The 15,929-nt window shown below is 68.7% G+C and carries 15 protein-coding genes; 9 read left to right on the forward strand and 6 right to left on the reverse strand.

Annotation, left to right across the window (positions count from 1 at the left end; translation table 11 throughout):
* Nucleotides 1-7 precede the first annotated feature (7 nt).
* Nucleotides 8-982 carry a helix-turn-helix domain-containing protein gene (locus tag AC2ITM_RS20890; protein ID WP_486470137.1) on the reverse strand — a complete coding sequence of 325 codons (975 nt, stop codon included), beginning with the start codon at nt 980-982 and terminating at the stop codon, nt 8-10.
* A 329-nt stretch (nt 983-1,311) separates the two neighbouring features.
* On the opposite strand from AC2ITM_RS20890, the gene eat reads away from it, so the two are divergent.
* Genes eat through eutC form a run of 3 tightly spaced genes read left to right on the forward strand, consistent with a single transcriptional unit; the run spans nt 1,312 to nt 4,902 of the window.
* Entirely contained in the window at nt 1,312-2,676 is a 1,365-nt protein-coding gene (gene eat, locus AC2ITM_RS20895) for an ethanolamine permease (RefSeq protein ID WP_486470138.1), read from the forward strand.
* 52 nt (nt 2,677-2,728) lie between these two features.
* Nucleotides 2,729-4,114: an ethanolamine ammonia-lyase subunit EutB gene (locus AC2ITM_RS20900; RefSeq protein ID WP_486470139.1), complete on the forward strand. Its 1,386-nt coding sequence runs from the start codon at nt 2,729-2,731 to the stop codon at nt 4,112-4,114.
* Entirely contained in the window at nt 4,111-4,902 is a 792-nt protein-coding gene (eutC, locus tag AC2ITM_RS20905; RefSeq protein ID WP_486470140.1) for an ethanolamine ammonia-lyase subunit EutC, read from the forward strand. The genes AC2ITM_RS20900 and eutC overlap by 4 nt, the downstream gene beginning before the upstream one ends.
* Here eutC and guaD read toward each other — a convergent pair.
* Complete coding sequence (guaD, locus tag AC2ITM_RS20910) at nt 4,899-6,266, reverse strand: guanine deaminase (RefSeq protein ID WP_486470141.1); 1,368 nt, start codon at nt 6,264-6,266, stop codon at nt 4,899-4,901. The two genes, eutC and guaD, sit on opposite strands and share 4 nt — an antisense overlap.
* 165 nt (nt 6,267-6,431) lie before the next feature.
* Between guaD and AC2ITM_RS20915 the strand changes: the two genes are divergently transcribed.
* The 3 genes from AC2ITM_RS20915 to bioB all read left to right on the forward strand — a co-directional run bounded on the left by AC2ITM_RS20915 (nt 6,432) and on the right by bioB (nt 8,692).
* Nucleotides 6,432-7,100 (forward strand): GntR family transcriptional regulator, encoded by a 669-nt coding sequence (locus AC2ITM_RS20915; protein WP_486470142.1) that lies wholly within the window; start codon nt 6,432-6,434, stop codon nt 7,098-7,100.
* An 81-nt stretch (nt 7,101-7,181) separates the two neighbouring features.
* Complete coding sequence (locus tag AC2ITM_RS20920) at nt 7,182-7,736, forward strand: biotin transporter BioY (protein ID WP_486470143.1); 555 nt, start codon at nt 7,182-7,184, stop codon at nt 7,734-7,736.
* The gene (gene bioB / locus AC2ITM_RS20925) at nt 7,733-8,692 is read left to right on the forward strand and encodes a biotin synthase BioB (RefSeq protein WP_486470144.1); all 960 of its coding nucleotides are present in this window, start codon (nt 7,733-7,735) and stop codon (nt 8,690-8,692) included. Before AC2ITM_RS20920 ends, bioB begins: the two co-directional genes overlap by 4 nt.
* On the opposite strand, the gene AC2ITM_RS20930 is transcribed toward bioB, so the two are convergent.
* From AC2ITM_RS20930 to AC2ITM_RS20940, 3 genes are read right to left on the reverse strand one after another with little or no spacing between them, the layout of a single operon-like run.
* Nucleotides 8,689-9,720, reverse strand: coding sequence for an ABC transporter substrate-binding protein (locus tag AC2ITM_RS20930; RefSeq protein ID WP_486470145.1), 1,032 nt, complete (start codon nt 9,718-9,720; stop codon nt 8,689-8,691). The genes bioB and AC2ITM_RS20930 overlap by 4 nt on opposite strands.
* Complete coding sequence (locus tag AC2ITM_RS20935) at nt 9,717-11,105, reverse strand: sensor histidine kinase (RefSeq protein ID WP_486470146.1); 1,389 nt, start codon at nt 11,103-11,105, stop codon at nt 9,717-9,719. Before AC2ITM_RS20935 ends, AC2ITM_RS20930 begins: the two co-directional genes overlap by 4 nt.
* Nucleotides 11,098-11,769 carry a response regulator transcription factor gene (locus AC2ITM_RS20940; RefSeq protein WP_486470147.1) on the reverse strand — a complete coding sequence of 224 codons (672 nt, stop codon included), beginning with the start codon at nt 11,767-11,769 and terminating at the stop codon, nt 11,098-11,100. Before AC2ITM_RS20940 ends, AC2ITM_RS20935 begins: the two co-directional genes overlap by 8 nt.
* Before the next feature lie 175 nt (nt 11,770-11,944).
* On the opposite strand from AC2ITM_RS20940, the gene AC2ITM_RS20945 reads away from it, so the two are divergent.
* From AC2ITM_RS20945 to AC2ITM_RS20955, 3 genes are all read left to right on the forward strand, one after another.
* A complete protein-coding gene (locus AC2ITM_RS20945) occupies nt 11,945-12,931 on the forward strand; it encodes a Bug family tripartite tricarboxylate transporter substrate binding protein (RefSeq protein WP_486470148.1) in 987 nt (328 codons plus the stop codon).
* A gap of 92 nt (nt 12,932-13,023) precedes the next feature.
* Complete coding sequence (locus tag AC2ITM_RS20950; protein ID WP_486470149.1) at nt 13,024-13,455, forward strand: tripartite tricarboxylate transporter TctB family protein; 432 nt, start codon at nt 13,024-13,026, stop codon at nt 13,453-13,455.
* A 10-nt stretch (nt 13,456-13,465) separates the two neighbouring features.
* Entirely contained in the window at nt 13,466-15,004 is a 1,539-nt protein-coding gene (locus tag AC2ITM_RS20955) for a tripartite tricarboxylate transporter permease (protein ID WP_486470150.1), read from the forward strand.
* 59 nt (nt 15,005-15,063) lie between these two features.
* On the opposite strand, the gene AC2ITM_RS20960 is transcribed toward AC2ITM_RS20955, so the two are convergent.
* On the reverse strand, nt 15,064-15,867 hold the full coding sequence (locus AC2ITM_RS20960; protein WP_486470151.1) for a helix-turn-helix domain-containing protein: 804 nt from the start codon (nt 15,865-15,867) through the stop codon (nt 15,064-15,066).
* Nucleotides 15,868-15,929 lie beyond the last annotated feature (62 nt).

The following is a 15,929-nucleotide window of genomic DNA, read 5'->3' on the forward strand; positions in this document are numbered from 1 at the left end:
AGCCGGATCACTGCCGGGCGGCGCGCGTGTCCGAAGGGCGCTCTCCGAACAGGCCCCGGTAATCCTGCGCGAAGCGGCCGAAATGCCAGAAGCCCGCATCGGTCGCGGCATCGGTGACGGTGGCGCCCTGCCGGATCAGCCGGCGCGCCTTGTTCAGCCGCAGCGCCCGGATATAGGCGATGGCACGCAGACCCAGTTCCTGCTCGAAGGCATATTGCAGGGTGCGGCGGCTGATGCCGATGCGCTGGCACAGCAGTTCGATGTTCAGCACGTCCTCGCTGTCGCCGGCCTCGACCGCATCGCGCACCGCCGCGATCACCGCCATGCGGCGCGCGACCGTGCTGGCGCGCTCGGATCCCGCCAGGGGCACGTCGCGCGGATCACCCAGCAGGCAGGCGCGCAGCTGCTGCGCCAGATCGCCCGTCATCGCCACAAGGCGTCCGTCCGAGGATCCGGCCAGCGGGTCCTCGCCCTCCAGCATGTCGGCGAAGAAGCCCCTGAGCGCGGCGAAGGCGGCCCCGTCCACCCCCATCAGCTGCGCGTGCTTCAGCCGCCCCGTCATCCGCGCCGCGCTGTCGTCATCCAGCCCGGCGAACAGCAGCGCCCGCGGCACCACCGCCACCGCCATGTCGAGCCCCTCGGGCGTGTGGTATTCGAACCCCTCGCGCCCCGAGAACAGATGCAGCTGTGTGCCCCCGCAGCGCCGCCCGCAGAAGGTCGCGGGGCCGCGGATCTGCAACGGCAGCCCCACCGCCACCACGTCGTCGTCCAGATGCCCCACCTGCAGCAGCGAATGGCTGGTCACTTCGCGGAACAGATAGGCGCGCGGCAGCTCGGCCTCGGCCAGCGCGCCGGAGAAGGCGCCGCCCGACAGCTGGCTGTAACTCTGGTTCCAGCCCTTCAGCAGGGCTGACTGTTCCTCGATGTCGGAAGTCTGGCAGAAACGGGTGCGCGGCGTCTGGAGGGCGGTCTGAAGGGTCATGGGGCGGCTCGTGCTGGGGTTCAGGGGTCGGCGGCCTTGTCCTTGGGCAGGTGGCATAGCGAAACCGTGGCCCCCTCGCAAGCGGCCGAGTCACCCCGGATCCGCCCCAAACCACATTTCGCACAATCCGTGACCACATGCGGCGGAATGGCGTCTGTTTTTTCATCATATGCAAAAGGCGGCGGGGCTGCAACCGGGTCCCGGGAAAGTTTGCCGAAATCGGATAGCCGGGCCACGGGGCCCTGCTGCCCTAGGCCCATGACACCCGACGCGGCGGGCAGAAGATCGCAAATCCGCGCTCAGACAGGCAACAGGAAGGACCAGGCCACATGTCTTCGACACATCACCAGCTGAGCAAGTCTCTCAGCACCGTCCAGCTCTGGGGGATCGCCGTCGGTCTCGTGATCTCGGGCGAATATTTCGGCTGGAGCTACGGCTGGGGCACCGCCGGCACGCTGGGCTTCATCATCACCGCCGCCTTCGTGGCGCTGATGTACACGACCTTCATCTTCAGCTTCACCGAACTGACCACCTCGATCCCCCATGCGGGCGGGCCCTTCGCCTATGCCCGCGCGGGTCTGGGCGAAACCGGCGCCTATTTCGCCGGCATGGCGACGCTGATCGAATTCGTCTTCGCGCCCCCCGCCATCGCGCTGGCCATCGGCGCCTATCTGAATGTCCAGTTCCCCGGCCTTGATCCCAAGATCGCCGCCGTCGGCGCCTATATCGTCTTCATGGGGCTGAACATCCTGGGCGTGTCGCTGGCCGCCACCTTCGAGCTGGTCGTCACCATCATCGCCATCTTCGAGCTGCTGGTCTTCATGGGTGTCGTCGCCCCCGGCTTCTCGTGGGAGAACTTCACCGCCAATGGCTGGATGGGCAACGCGACCTTCTCGATGGGTGCGGTGTCGGGCATCTTTGCCGCCATCCCCTTCGCGATCTGGTTCTTCCTGGCCATCGAGGGCGTCGCCATGGCGGCCGAGGAAGCCAAGGACCCCAAGAAATCCATCCCCCGCGCCTATATCTTCGGCATCCTGACGCTGGTGGCGCTGGCGCTTGGCGTGATGATCTTTGCGGGCGGTGCCGGTGACTGGACCAAACTTGCCAATATCAACGACCCGCTGCCGCAGGCGATGAAGTTCATCGTCGGCAACAGCTCGGGCTGGCTGCACATGCTGGTCTGGCTGGGCCTGTTCGGCCTGGTGGCCTCGTTCCACGGCATCATCATGGGCTATTCGCGCCAGATCTTCGCCCTGTCGCGGGCCGGGTTCCTGCCGAAGTCGCTGGCGGCCGTGCATCCGCGCTTCAAGACCCCGCACCGGGCGATCATCGCCGGTGGCGTCGTCGGGATCCTGGCGATCTTCAGCGACAACCTGATCACCTTCGGGGGCCAGCCGCTGACCGCCAACATCGTCACCATGGCCGTCTTTGGCGCCATCGTGATGTACATCCTGTCGATGTGGAGCCTGTTCCGCCTGCGCCGCACCCAGCCCGACCTGCCGCGCAGCTACCGTGCGCCCTTCTACCCGGTCTTCCCCGCCATCGCGCTTGGCACCGCCGTGGTCTGCCTTATCGCAATGACGATCTACAACTTCCTTGTGGCCGTCGTCTTCGCCATCATCCTGGCGCTTGGCTATGCCTACTTCCGGATGACCAGCCACCACCGCGTGGCGGCCGCGACCCCGGCAGAATGACCCCTATGCCCGGCCCCTTCGGGGGCCGGGTCCGCCCCTGACCGGAGACCCCATGTCCACCTACACCCATACCATCGCCGGAGAGGTCCACCGCTTCGACAGCCTGGCCGATCTTCTGGCCAAGGCCACCCCGGCCAGATCGGGCGATGCGCTGGCCGGGATCGCCGCCGCCGATGACGAGGTCCGCGCCGCCGCCCAGATGGCGCTGGCCGACCTGCCGCTGTCGGTCTTCCTGACCGAGGCGGTCGTGCCCTACGAGGCAGACGAGATCACCCGGCTGATCCTCGACACTCACGACGCCCGCGCCTTTGCCCCCGTGGCCGCCCTGACCGTGGGCGGCTTTCGCGACTGGCTTCTGTCGGATGCCGCAACGCCCGCCGCGCTGAAGGCGCTGGCGCCGGGCCTGACGCCCGAGATGGTCGCGGCCGTGTCCAAGATCTGCCGCAACCAGGACCTGATCCTGATCGCGAAGAAGGCCCATGTCAGCACCGCCTTCCGCAACACCATCGGCCTGCCCGGGCGCCTGTCGACGCGCCTGCAGCCCAATCACCCCACCGACGATGCGGCGGGCATCGCGGCCTCGATCCTCGATGGGCTGATGTTCGGCAATGGCGATGCGGTGATCGGCATCAACCCCGCCTCCGACAGCCTTGCCGCCGCCGACACCCTGCTGCGGATGCTGGACGAGGTGATCCTGCGCCACGAGATCCCCACCCAAAGCTGCGTGCTGACCCATGTCACCAACTCGATCGAGCTGATCAACCGCGGCACGCCGGTCGATCTGGTCTTCCAGTCGATCGCCGGGACCGAGGGCGCCAACCGCAGCTTCGGCATCGACCTTGCCCTGCTGAACGAAGGCCGCCAGGCGGCGCTGTCGCTGGGCCGGGGCACGGTGGGCGACAACGTGATGTACCTGGAAACCGGCCAGGGATCGGCGCTGTCGGCCAATGCCCATCACGGCGTCGACCAGCAGACGCTGGAGGCCCGCGCCTATGCCGTGGCCCGCGTCTGCAAGCCGCTGCTGGTGAACACGGTCGTAGGCTTCATCGGGCCGGAATACCTGTATGACGGGCGCCAGATCCTGCGCGCCGCGCTGGAAGACCATTTCTGCGGCAAGCTGCTGGGCCTGCCGATGGGCTGCGACATCTGCTATACCAACCATGCCGAGGCCGACCAGAACGACATGGACAACATCCTGACCCTGCTGGGGGTGGCGGGGATCACCTTCATCATGGGCATTCCGGGATCCGACGACGTGATGCTGAACTACCAGACGACCTCGTTCCATGATGCGCTGTATCTACGCAAGGTGCTGGGGCTGGCGCCCGCGCCGGAATTCGAAACCTGGCTGAACCGCACCGGCATCTTCCGCGATGGCGCGCTGCAACAGCAGATCCCGCAGGGCTTTGCCCGTGCCATCGCCCGGGGCGCCGCATGACCGACACCCCCGTCACCCGCACCCCCTGGGAGGCGCTGCGCGCCCTGACGCCCGCCCGCATCGCGCTTGGCCGCGCCGGCACCAGCCTGCCCACCGCGCCGCATCTGGACTTCCAGCTGGCCCATGCCCGCGCCCGCAAGGCGGTGCATCTGGATCTGGACTGGGATGCGGTCGCGGCCGATCTTGCGCCCCTCGGCCTGCCCATCCTGCGGCTGGAAAGCGCCGCCGAAACCCGCGCGCAATACCTGCAGCGCCCCGATTACGGCCGCCGCCTGTCGACAACCGCCCGCACGCGCCTGCCGCAGGGGGGCCAGTGCGATCTGGCCATCGTCATCGGCGACGGCCTGTCCGCCAGCGCCATCACCGCCAATGCCGCGGCCCTTCTGGCGGTCCTGCTGCCCGAGGTCACCCGGCGCGGCTGGTCCCTGGGCCCGCTCAGCCTGGTCTCGCAGGCCCGCGTGGCCGTCGGAGACGAGATCGGCGCGGCCCTCGGCGCGCGCATGGTGCTGATGCTGATCGGCGAAAGGCCCGGCCTGTCGTCGCCCGACAGCCTGGGCGCCTATCTGACCTACGCGCCCCGCGCGGGGCTGACGGACGAAAGCCGCAACTGCGTCTCGAACATCCGCGCGGCCGGCCTCAGCCACCGCGAGGCCGCCCACAAGCTGATGTTCCTGATGGGGGAATCCCTGCGCCGGGAACTGTCGGGCGTGGCCCTCAAGGACGAGGCCGAGACCCTGGTCGAAGGCCCCGCCACCGCGCGCGGCAACTTCCTGCTGGAACGCGACTAGGCGCCCAGACGGCAGATCCCGTCCACCCAGACCTGCTGCAGCGCGCCCCGGTCCGCCGTCAGCACCAGCTTTTCGAACAGCTCGGGCAGCGGATCGCTGCCCGGGTAGCGCCGGAAGGCACTGCCCGGCAGCCCCGCCCGCACAACCAGCGCGTCGAAATGATGGCCCGCGCGGAACAGGCCCACCGGCAACGACAGCGCCTCGGCGCCTGCGGCCGTCGCCAGCCAGAAGGCCTCGACCGTCGACAGGGGCACCTCGCCCGAGCCGCGCTGCCCGGGCGCGCGGGCCGGATCGGTGCCGCTGGCGGCCAGCCGCGAGGCCATCAGCGCATGGCGCGCCGCATCGAACAGCGAGGCGCTGAACCCGCCCGAGATATCCGTCCCCAGCCCCACCTTGACGCCCGCCGCCAGCGCCCGGCGCAGCGGGAAGACCGCGTTGGCGAAATAGGCGTTCGACATCGGGCAATGGGCAACCGCGCTGCCGGCCGCGCGCATCCGCGCCATGTCATCGGCGGTGACAAAGTTCGAATGCGCCAGTACCGTGCGCGGCCCCAGCAGGCCGAACCCTTCCAGCGCCGCGCAATCGGTGCAGCCCAGACGGTCGTGGACATGACCGACCTCCCAGTCGCTTTCCGCGCAATGGGTCTGCACGTGGCAACCGGTTTCCTGCGCCAGCGCGCCAAGGCCGCGCAGCAGATCATCGGTGCACGAGGGGATGAAGCGCGGCGTGATCACCGGATGCACCAGCGGCGCCCGGTCGGGCACCTGCGCCAGCGCCCGCAGCGCCTCGATGAAGGCACGGGTGTCGGCCAGGGCGGTGTCGGCATCGGCGTCGCGGTAATAATCGGGGCAGGTGTCGGGGTGGTCCATCGCCACCTTGCCCACCAGCGCCCGCTGGCCGTGCCGCAGGCAGGCCCGCGCCAGCGTCAGGTTCGGCGCCACGTCGACCGAGCCGAAATACAGCGCCGTCGTCGTGCCCTGCGCCAGCAGCGTCGCCACCAGATCGTCATAAACCGCCTCGGCGAAGGCGGGATCGGCAAAGCGGGCCTCCAGCGGGAAAGTATAGGTCTGCAGCCAGACCTCGAGCGGCACATCCAGCGCCTTGCCCAGCTGCGGCCATTGCGGCGCGTGGACATGCAGGTCGATCAGCCCGGGGATCAGCACTTCGTCGGGGTGCAGGCGCTGCAGGACCCCGCGCGCCTCGGCTGCCTGTTCCAGCGCCGCGCGGTCGGGGGCATCGGGGGACAGCACGGCCGCCAGGCAGCCATCGGGGCCCAGCACGAAGGCGTGGTCCTCCAGCACCTCCAGCCGGTCGCGGGCGGGGGTGTGGAAGGCGGTGCCCACCAGGATACGATCAAAGGTCATCATCGCGGGGCCTTTCCGGGGCAGCGGCTTTGCCCCGGCTATGCCATTGCGGGGACGGCGGTTTCAAGCCTCGGGGCGGCGTCCGGCCGCCGTCCCGGCCGCATTGCCCGTTCCCTCGGCACGTGGCCCCTCGACTTTCCGCGCCCCCTGTTTTATCTATAATTCATGAAACACACCCCGGAAGAGACCCATGCCGCGCGGATTGCCCGCATCCTTGCAGACCGCATCATCACCGGCGCCATCGCCCCCGGCACGCGGCTGCGGCAGGACCATATCGCGGCGGAATTCGGCACCAGCCACGTTCCCGTCCGCGAGGCCTTCCGCGACCTTCAGGCCCAGGGCCTGGCCGAGAACCTGCCCCGCCGCGGCGTCCGCGTGACCGAGTTCGACCTGGCCGAACTGCGCGAGGTGGCCGAGATGCGCGCGAGCCTCGAAACCCTGGCCCTGCGCCATGCCGCCCCCAACATGACGCGCACCATTCTGCAACAAGCAGAAGAGGTTAACCGCGCCTGCGACACGGCCGGGAATGTCCGCGACTGGAACCGCGCGAACCGGGATTTCCACCGCATCCTCCTGTCGCCCTGCCAGATGCCGCGGCTTCTGCAGACCATCGACGACCTGCAGACTGCCAGCGCCCGCTTCCTGTTCGCCGCCTGGCGCCGCGACTGGGAGGCGCGCACCGATCACGATCACCGCGCCATCCTGGAGGCCCTGCGTCGCGGCCAGACCGAGCTGGCCTGCAGCACCCTGTCACGCCATGTCGGCTGGATCGGAAAACGCAAGATGGCCGGAAAAAATTCCCATATCAGTGAGACTTACGAGATTCCCGGTTAACTATCTATAAACTTGATTGCCGACACCCCGAAAACGCCGCGATTTTATCGATAGAGTCATTTCTTCGATGGAGACCCGATCGTGGCAACCTTCACCCCCTCCCTCTCGCGCAGCCCGTCCCGGATGGGCCAGGTCGCGCTGGCGCTGGCCGGCGCCTTGTTGATCACCCTGGGCGCCAAGGTCCAGATCCCGTTCTGGCCGGTGCCGATGACGCTGCACACGCTGGCGATCTGCCTGGTGGCGGCGGGCCTCGGGCCGCGGCTGGGCAGCGCCGCCGTGCTGAGCTATCTGGGTGCGGGTGCCCTGGGGCTGCCGGTGTTCTCGGGGACGCCGGAACGCGGCATCGGGCTGGCCTATATGGCGGGCCCGACGGGCGGCTACCTGGCGGGCTACCTGCTGGCGACACCGCTGATCGGCCACCTTGCCGCAGGGCGCGGCTGGATCGGACGGGCGCTGGCGATGACGGCCGGCATGGCGGTGGTCTATGCGGCGGGCCTGGCCTGGCTGGCGCTGTTCCTGCCCGCGCCGAAACTGCTGGCGGCGGGGATGATCCCCTTCCTGCTGGGCGATGCCTGCAAGATCGCGCTGGCGGCAACGCTGATCTCGGGGCTGCAGCGACTGAGGGCGCGGGCATGATCCGCACCGACTGGACCATGGCCGAGGCCCGGGCGATCCATGCCCTGCCCTTCCCCGAACTGATGCACCGCGCGCAAAGCCTGCATCGGGCGCATTTCGACCCGACCTGCCTGGAGACGGCGCAGCTTCTCAGCATCAAGACCGGCGGCTGCCCCGAGGATTGCGGCTATTGTTCGCAATCCGCCCATCACGACACCGGCGTCGCGGCGGGCAAGCTGATGGAGGTCGCAGACGTTCTGGCCGCCGCCCGCCGGGCAAAGGCCGCCGGGGCGCAGCGCTTCTGCATGGGGGCCGCCTGGCGCAGCCCCAAGCCGCGCGACATGAACAAGCTGTGCGAGATGGTGCAGGGCGTGGCCGGGATGGGGCTGGAAACCTGCATGACGCTGGGGATGCTGTCACCCGAGCAGGTGGCGCAGCTGAAGGCGGCGGGTCTGGATTTCTACAACCACAATATCGACACCTCGCCCGATTACTATGCGCAGATCGCCACCACCCGCACCATGCAGGACCGGCTGGACACGGTCGAGGCCGTGCGCCGGGGCGGCATCCGGGTCTGCTGCGGCGGGATCCTGGGCATGGGCGAGGCGGAAGAGGACCGCATCGCGCTTCTGGTGACGCTTGCCACCCTGCCCGCCCATCCCGACAGCGTGCCGGTGAACCTGTGGCACCGGATCGAAGGCACGCCGGTGGCCGGACGCGCCCGGCCGGTGGATCCCTTCGCACTGGTGCGCGCCATCGCGCTGGCACGGATCCTGATGCCGGCCTCGGTGGTGCGCCTGTCGGCCGGACGCACCGGCATGAGCGACGAGCTGCAGGCGCTGTGCTTTCTGGCGGGGGCGAATTCGATCTTCGTCGGCGACCAGCTGCTGACCACCGGCAACCCCGCAGGCTGGCAGGATGCCGACCTGCTGGGCCGGCTGGGGATGCAGGTGGCCCCCGCCCGTCAGACCGCCTAGGGACCCGGGGCGGCGTCCAGATTCGCCGCCCAGACCGCCTTGAACCGCGCCCGCTTCTGCTGGTCCAGCGGCACCAGCAGCGCCGGCGTCAGTCCGATGAAGCGGCGCGCGCTGGCCAGCAGGCCGGTTTCGGCCGGGTCCTCGGGAAAAATCAGCCCGGCGCGGCGCAGCAGACCCTGCCCCTCGGCGCCCAGCAGGAAATCCAGCAGCCGCGCCGCGCCCTCGGGGTGGGCGGCGCGGCGCGGGATCATGAAGACCCGCGACAGGAACAGCGTGTAATCCTCGGGCAGGATCAGCGCCACATCCGGCCAGGCGCGGTTCATCACGTAGGACCCAAGGATATTGTAGGCCAGCGCATAGCGCCCTTCGGACACGCCCTCGATGATCTCGGAGGAACAGCAGGTGGCGATGGCACCGGTACGTGCGAAACCTTCCAGCAGGGCGCCGAAGGTGGTGGCCTGCAGGCTGTCGGAATAGGCAAACAGATAGCCCAGCCCCGAGGCGTCGATATCGTAGGTGGCGATGCGCCCCTGCAGCTGCCCCTGATGGCTGCGCATCAGATCGAGCAGCGCAAAGCGGTCATGCGGCACATCGCCGGGGGCAATCATCCGGGTGTTGTAGGCAATGGCGGCGGGTTCCTCGGTCAGGCCCCACAGCTCGTCCCGCCAGCGCCGGGCCTCGGGCATGGCGGCGGTCAGATCCGAACGATAGGCATGGGCGCAACCGCGGTTGGCCAGCTGCACCAGCTGATGCGCGGCCGAGGAAAAGATCACGTCCGCCGCCGTGCCCGTGCCGTCGCAGCCCGCCTGCGCGATGGCATAGAGCGGGTTCGAGTTCCACTGCTCATAGGCCACCGACAGGTCGGGATTGCGGGCCACGAACTGCGCCAGCACGGGCTGCAGGATCTTCAGGTCGGTATTGGTGCGCAGCCGCAACACCGTGGCGCCGGTGCCGATATGGGCGGCGGCCTCCTGGGCGCGCAGCGGCGCGGCCCAAAGCAGCAGAAGAAGGATCAGCAGGGCCTTCATGCGGGGATCTCCGGGGCGGGGGGCAGGCAGAGGGCGGCGCGAAAACCCTGGGCGCTGCGGGCCATCGCGACATGGCCACCGAAGGCCGCCGCGACATCGTGAACGATGGCAATGCCCAGCCCGCCGCCCCCCTCGCCCGAGGTCTTCGAGCGCTGGAACCGCTGCCCCATGCGCTGCAGCATCTCCCCGGGCGGGCCGTCACCTGCGTCCTCGACCCAGAGGCAGGCCTGCCCGTCCTCGATCCCCGCCCCCAGCCGCACCGGGCCACGGCCATGGGTCAGCGCGTTCGACAGCAGGTTCGCCGCCGCCTGCGTCAGCGAAAACGCATCCGCCAGCACCGGCACCGGGTCCTCGCCGATCTCCAGGCGGACCTCGGTGCCGGGGGACAGCAGGTCAGGCTCACAGGCCTCCAGCACGTCAAGGGCGATGTCGCGCAGATCCACCGCGGCGCGCGGCAGGTTGTCGGTACGGTGCACCACCATGGCGCGCGACAGCATCTGATCGAGCAGCCGCCCCAAAGACCGGGTGCGCCGGATCAGCCGGTCGGTGGTGCGGGCGCGGGTGGCGGCATCGGGGTCCTCCAGCAGGCTTTCGGCCTGCACCCGGATCGCCGCCACCGGGGTGCGCAGCTGGTGCGCGCTGTCCGAGATCAGGTTGCGCATCACCTCCATCTGGTGTTCCAGCCGCGCCATGAAGCGGTTCATCGCGGTGGCAGTCAGGGCGATCTCGGCCGGCAGGCCCAGGGTTGGCACGGGGGTCAGGTCATAGGGGTCGCGGTCACGCAGGCTGGCGGCGATCCGGTCCAGCGGCCGCACGGCGGCGCGCACCACCACGACGGCGCTCAGCAACAGGACCAGCCCCGCGACGGCGATGGGCAGCAGGGCGTCGGTCATCAGCCCGCGCGCCATGCCGCGCCGCGCCCGCAGCGTCTGCCCGACGCTGACCCGCACCGCCCCCGAGAAATCGCGTTCCGCGAAAAGCCGCGTCACCTCGACGAAGCGGGCGGGTTCGTCCTGCATCGGCGCATCAAAGAAGACCGGCGCCAGGGTGCCCCGGTCGGGCCGAAAGGCCGCATCCGCCATGCCGGTGACCAACGCCCCGTCCGGGCCGCGCACCGCATAGGACACCCGGTCATCGGGGGCCTGCGCCAGCAGCGCAAAGGCCGAGACCGGCAGATCCACCTGCACGCGGCCATCCTGGACCTGGATCGCCTCGGCGATGTCGCTGGCCGCGCCCAGCAGGATCCGGTCGTAGGAATCCCACGCCGCCTGCCGCCCGTTCAGCCACGAGGTCAGCGCCACCAGCGCCCCCCCGAGGGCCAGAAGCACCATCACGCCCCCCAGCACCCGCCCCTGCAGCGAGGCCGGCCTGCGCGCCTCAGCCATCGGTTCCGATGCGGTAGCCGACGCCGCGCTGCGTGGTGATCGCGACGCCGCTGCCCGCCAGCTTGCGCCGCAGACGCGCGATGTAAAGTTCGATGGCATTCAGCCCCACATCGGCCTCGTTGAAGGCGAAAAGGCCGTCATAAAGGCGCTCCTTGCCCAGGTACTGGCCGGGATGGCGCAGCAAAAGCCCCAGAAGCGCCGCCTCGCGCCGGGTCAGGGTCAGGCGCTGGCCGTCGATCGCCGCGCTCTGGCCGGCGGGGGAAAAGGTCAGCCGCCCCAGCGTGATCGCATCGCCCTTGTGATCGGCCTCGCGGCGCAGCAGGGCGCGCAGCCGCGCCTCCAGCTCTCGTTGGTCGAAGGGTTTCACCAGATAGTCGTCGGCCCCCATGTCGAGCGTCCCCACCCGGTCATCCACTGAACACAGCGCCGTCACCACCAGAACCGGCAGCCGTTCGCCCTTGCCGCGCAGCCGCCGCAGCAGATCCGTCCCCGAGCCATCCGGCAGGTTCAGATCCAGCACCATCGCATCGTAGCGCTGCACCGCAAGGTAGTCCTCGGCCTCGGTCAGGGTGCCGGCATGGTCGCTGGCGATGCCCGCGCGTGACAGGCCCGCGCCCACCGTCTCGGCCAGGTCGAGGGCGTCCTCGACCATCAGGATCCGCATCTTCAGCCCCTCCCGCTGCCTCTGTCACCACGATCACGGCCCGATGATAGGTTCGTGACAGCTTCGTGATCTAGACCACCTGCATACCCCGCGAGGAGGGCTTCGCAAAGGGCGGAGAACGCGGGGAGAAAGATCACGGGCCCCGGCCCGTGCGCGTTTCTGAGGAGGAACACCGATGATCAAGGCAACCCGTCTGACGCTGGCTGCGCTGCTGCTGGCCACGTCCGCCCTGGGCGCATCCGCCGAAGGCTTCACCCCCGAGGCCCCCGAATGCATCGCCCCCGCCAACCCCGGCGGCGGCTGGGACTTTACCTGCCGGCAGGTCGGCAAGGGGCTGCAGGACCAGGGGCTGATCGGCAAGACCATGCAGGTGGTGAACCTGGCAGGCGGCGGCGGTGGCGTGGCCTATGCCGAGGTGGTCAACAAGCGCGCCGACGACAATGACCTGATCGTGGCGGCCTCGTCCGCGACCTCGACCCGGCTGGCGCAGGGCGCCTATCCGGGCAACACCATGGACCAGGTCCGCTGGGTGGCCTCGGTCGGGGCGGATTACGGGGTGATCGCGGTCGCCGCCAAAAGCAAGATCCAGACCCTGCCCGAGCTTCTGGACATGATCAAATCCGACCCGCGTTCGGTCGCGGTGGCGGGCGGTTCGGCCGTCGGCGGCTGGGACCACCTGAAGGTGCTGATCGCGGCCAATGCCTATGGCATCAAGGACGTGCGCAAGGTCAAGTACATCGCCTTCGATGGCGGCGGCGAGGCCGTGACGCAGCTGCTGGCCGGCTCTGTCCAGGCCTTCACCGGCGATCTGTCCGAGGCCAAGGGCTTTGTCGACAGCGGCGATATCCGCGTCATCGCCGTGCTGTCGCCCGAACGGCTGGAGGGTGATTTCGCCGCCTTCCCCACCGCCCGCGAACAGGGTGTGGATGCCATCGGCGCCAACTGGCGCGGCTTCTACGCCCCGGGCAAGATGTCGGACGAGGCCTATAATGCCTGGGCCGACAAGATCGGCGCGCTCTATGCCTCGGATGAATGGAAGGCCGTGATGAAGGCCAACGGCCTGGCGCCGCTGGACCTGAAGGGCGCCGATTTCCAGAAATTCGTCGCCGACAACGTGGCGCAGATCCAGTCCATCTCTCGCGAGATCGGCATCATCAAGTAACGCGGCCCTTCCCGCGTCCTGATGAGCCGTCCCAGAGGGCGCTGCCGGTTCCGGCAGCGCCCCCCCCCTTCGCATTCCCGAAAGGAGATCCCATGAGCGATCGCATCTTCGGTATCGTGGGAGTGCTCCTCGCCCTCGGCTTCGCCTATTCGGCGACGACGATCGAGGAAAGCTTTCTCTCCGATGTCGTGGGCCCCAAGGCCTTCCCCCTCATCATCTCGGCGATCCTCGGGCTGTCCAGCCTGACCATCGCGCTGCGCCCGGATGCCGATCCGCGCTGGCCGGCGCTGTCGCGGCTGGCGGAACTGGCCGCCGCCGTCGTCGTGATGATCCTTTATGCCGAACTGCTGCCCGTCGTGGGCTTCGTCTGCGCCACCGCTGTCGCCGCGGCCTATCTCAGCTGGCGGCTGGGCAATGGCCTGCTGGGCGCCGTGCTGACCGGCATCGGCACCTCGATCGGCATCTATGTCGTCTTCCACCTGCTGCTGGGCCTGGCGCTGGCCCGCGGCCCCTTCGGTTTCTGAGGAGCACCCGATGGACATGCTTGCACATCTGGGCGACGGCTTTGCCATCGCGCTGACCTGGCAGAACCTCGGCCTGGCGGTGCTGGGCTGCTTCCTGGGCACGATCATGGGCGCGCTGCCGGGGCTTGGGCCCTCGAACGGCGTGGCGATCCTGATCCCGCTGGCCTTCACGCTGGGGCTGGGGGCGACGCCGTCGCTGATCCTGCTGACCTCGGTCTATTACGGGGCGATGTACGGCGGGCGGATCAGTTCGATCCTGCTGGGCATCCCCGGGGACGAACCCGCGATGATGACGGTCCTCGACGGTCATCCGATGGCCAAGAAGGGCATGGCGGGCGAGGCGCTGTCGATCTCGGGGATCGCGTCCTTCGTGGGGTCGTTCATCGCCACCTGGGGGCTGATCGTGCTGGCCCCGCAGCTGGTCAAGATCGCCCTGCTGTTCGGCCCGGCGGAATATTTCGCCCTTTTCGCGCTGGCCTTCATGACGCTGGGCGGGGTCAGCTCCACCAACCAGGCGAAATCGGCCTTTGCCGCCGCACTGGGCCTTGGGCTGGCGATGATCGGCGTCGACACCCAGACCGGCGTGCCGCGCTTCACCTTCGGCGAGGTGCACCTTTACGACGGGCTGGATTTCCTGGTGGCCATCGTCGGCCTCTTCGCCCTGTCGGAGGTCTTCATCTTCCTTGAGGAACGCCATGGCGGATCCGATGCCGAGGGCAGCAAGCTGAAGGTCGGCCGCCTGACGCCGCCTGCGCAGATGATCCGCGATACGGCGCCGACGATGCTGCGGACCTCGCTGCTGGGCTTCCTGGCGGGGGTGCTGCCGGGGGCGGGGGCTTCGCTGGGCTCGTTCATCTCCTACTCGATGGAAAAGCGGCTGGTCGACCGCAAGGGTACCTTCGGCACCGGTGATCCGCGCGGCGTCGCCGCCCCCGAGGCCGGCAACAACGCCGCCGCCGGCGGTGCGCTGGTGCCGATGCTGGCGCTTGGCGTGCCCGGTTCGGGGACCACGGCGGTGCTGCTGGCGGTGCTTTTGTCGCTGAACATCACGCCGGGGCCGCTGCTGTTCACCAACAACCCGGATGTGGTCTGGGGGCTGATTGCCGCGCTCTTCATCGCGAACTTCATGCTGCTGGCGATGAACATCCCGATGGTGGGCCTGTTCACCCGCCTGCTGCTGATCCCGCCGAAGGTGCTGATGCCGATCGTCGCCATGGTGTCCTTCGTCGGCATCTACGGCATCTCGGGCTCCAGCTTTGACCTGCTGGTGATGGTGGGCTTCGGCGTGCTGGGCTGGGTGCTGCGCAAGTTCGACGTGCCGCTGGTGCCGATCATCCTGGGCACCCTGCTGGGCAATGCGATGGAGAACAACCTGCGCCGCGCCGTCGAGATCGACAACGGCAACTGGCTGACCCTGATCGACAGCCCGCTGTCCATCGGCCTGTGGACCATCGCCATCGTGGGCTTCATCCTGCCGCTGATCGTCGGCCGCAAGGTCAAGGCCCGGATGCACGAACGCCGCGACGAGGAAGGCGCGATCCAGGACTGATCCCGCCCCTCAGCACAGGACCGAAGCGGCCGCCGGTTCCCCCCGGCGGCCGTTGCCGTTCAGCCCATCGGCACCGTCAGCATCTGCGGCGCGGCATCGGAATTCAGGTAGCGCCGCACCGGCAGCGGGATCAGCGGGCTGTCTTCGGGCAGGACACCGCAATGGGCCAGCAGCGCCCGCCCATCGGGGTTGCGCCCAAGCGCGCGCAGGATGATCCGCGTGCAGTAGGGCAGGTTGTCGCGCCGCCACGCCACCCCGGTCGAGATCCCCCGCAGATAGCTGCGCTGATGCTCGCCGAAGGGCAGCAGGATCATCTGCGACAGGAAGGGCTGGCGGTGGTGGTGATAGTCCGAGATGAACACCCGGTTGCGCCAGAAGGCCGCCTGGCCCACGTATTTCGACACCTGGCGGATGCCCTCGGCCGGATCGGCGATGCGCTCGATCGACTTGGTGTAGACCCGCCCGCCCTGCTCGCGCAGGCAGGTGGCGCTGCGCACGATCATGCCGGGCCAGGACAGGCTCTTGTGGTAGGTTTCGTAATAACCAAGGTAGCTGCGCAGCTGCACCAGATCGCCGGGGAACCCGTCGTCCATCAGGCTGCCCGGCGCCAGGATCGGGATCCGCCCCGAACCGTCGAACGCCGCCCGGAACCGGTCCACCGGCAGGTGCAGAAGATCCTCGGGAATGCCGAAATAGCGCGCGATGCGATTGGCATTATGCCCCGAGGGCCGGGTCTCGCCGGAGAGGTAGCGATTGAACTGCTGCCGGTTCAGACCGATGTCGCGACAAATTTGCGCAATCGACGCCCGGCTGTCGCAGGCGTAACGCAGGTTAACGGCATACACACGATTTTTAACGGTCATCGGGGCTCTACTTGCGTCATATCGCGTCTGGTAGCGTCAGATTGCGAAGTTGTCGAGCCGCC

This window comes from Pseudooceanicola sp. NS-SX9 (assembly GCF_057380705.1).

What these genes read in the sequence shown, in the direction of transcription:
- AC2ITM_RS20890 (WP_486470137.1), bottom strand. Translation starts at nt 982, where the DNA reads ATGACCCTTCAGACCGCCCTCCAGACGCCGCGCACCCGTTTCTGCCAG.
- AC2ITM_RS20945 (WP_486470148.1), top strand. Translation starts at nt 11,945, where the DNA reads ATGATCAAGGCAACCCGTCTGACGCTGGCTGCGCTGCTGCTGGCCACG.
- AC2ITM_RS20900 (WP_486470139.1), top strand. Translation starts at nt 2,729, where the DNA reads ATGTCCACCTACACCCATACCATCGCCGGAGAGGTCCACCGCTTCGAC.
- AC2ITM_RS20935 (WP_486470146.1), bottom strand. Translation starts at nt 11,105, where the DNA reads ATGGCTGAGGCGCGCAGGCCGGCCTCGCTGCAGGGGCGGGTGCTGGGG.
- AC2ITM_RS20940 (WP_486470147.1), bottom strand. Translation starts at nt 11,769, where the DNA reads ATGCGGATCCTGATGGTCGAGGACGCCCTCGACCTGGCCGAGACGGTG.
- AC2ITM_RS20960 (WP_486470151.1), bottom strand. Translation starts at nt 15,867, where the DNA reads ATGACCGTTAAAAATCGTGTGTATGCCGTTAACCTGCGTTACGCCTGC.
- AC2ITM_RS20930 (WP_486470145.1), bottom strand. Translation starts at nt 9,720, where the DNA reads ATGAAGGCCCTGCTGATCCTTCTTCTGCTGCTTTGGGCCGCGCCGCTG.
- eutC (WP_486470140.1), top strand. Translation starts at nt 4,111, where the DNA reads ATGACCGACACCCCCGTCACCCGCACCCCCTGGGAGGCGCTGCGCGCC.
- bioB (WP_486470144.1), top strand. Translation starts at nt 7,733, where the DNA reads ATGATCCGCACCGACTGGACCATGGCCGAGGCCCGGGCGATCCATGCC.
- AC2ITM_RS20955 (WP_486470150.1), top strand. Translation starts at nt 13,466, where the DNA reads ATGGACATGCTTGCACATCTGGGCGACGGCTTTGCCATCGCGCTGACC.
- AC2ITM_RS20950 (WP_486470149.1), top strand. Translation starts at nt 13,024, where the DNA reads ATGAGCGATCGCATCTTCGGTATCGTGGGAGTGCTCCTCGCCCTCGGC.
- guaD (WP_486470141.1), bottom strand. Translation starts at nt 6,266, where the DNA reads ATGACCTTTGATCGTATCCTGGTGGGCACCGCCTTCCACACCCCCGCC.
- eat (WP_486470138.1), top strand. Translation starts at nt 1,312, where the DNA reads ATGTCTTCGACACATCACCAGCTGAGCAAGTCTCTCAGCACCGTCCAG.
- AC2ITM_RS20915 (WP_486470142.1), top strand. Translation starts at nt 6,432, where the DNA reads ATGAAACACACCCCGGAAGAGACCCATGCCGCGCGGATTGCCCGCATC.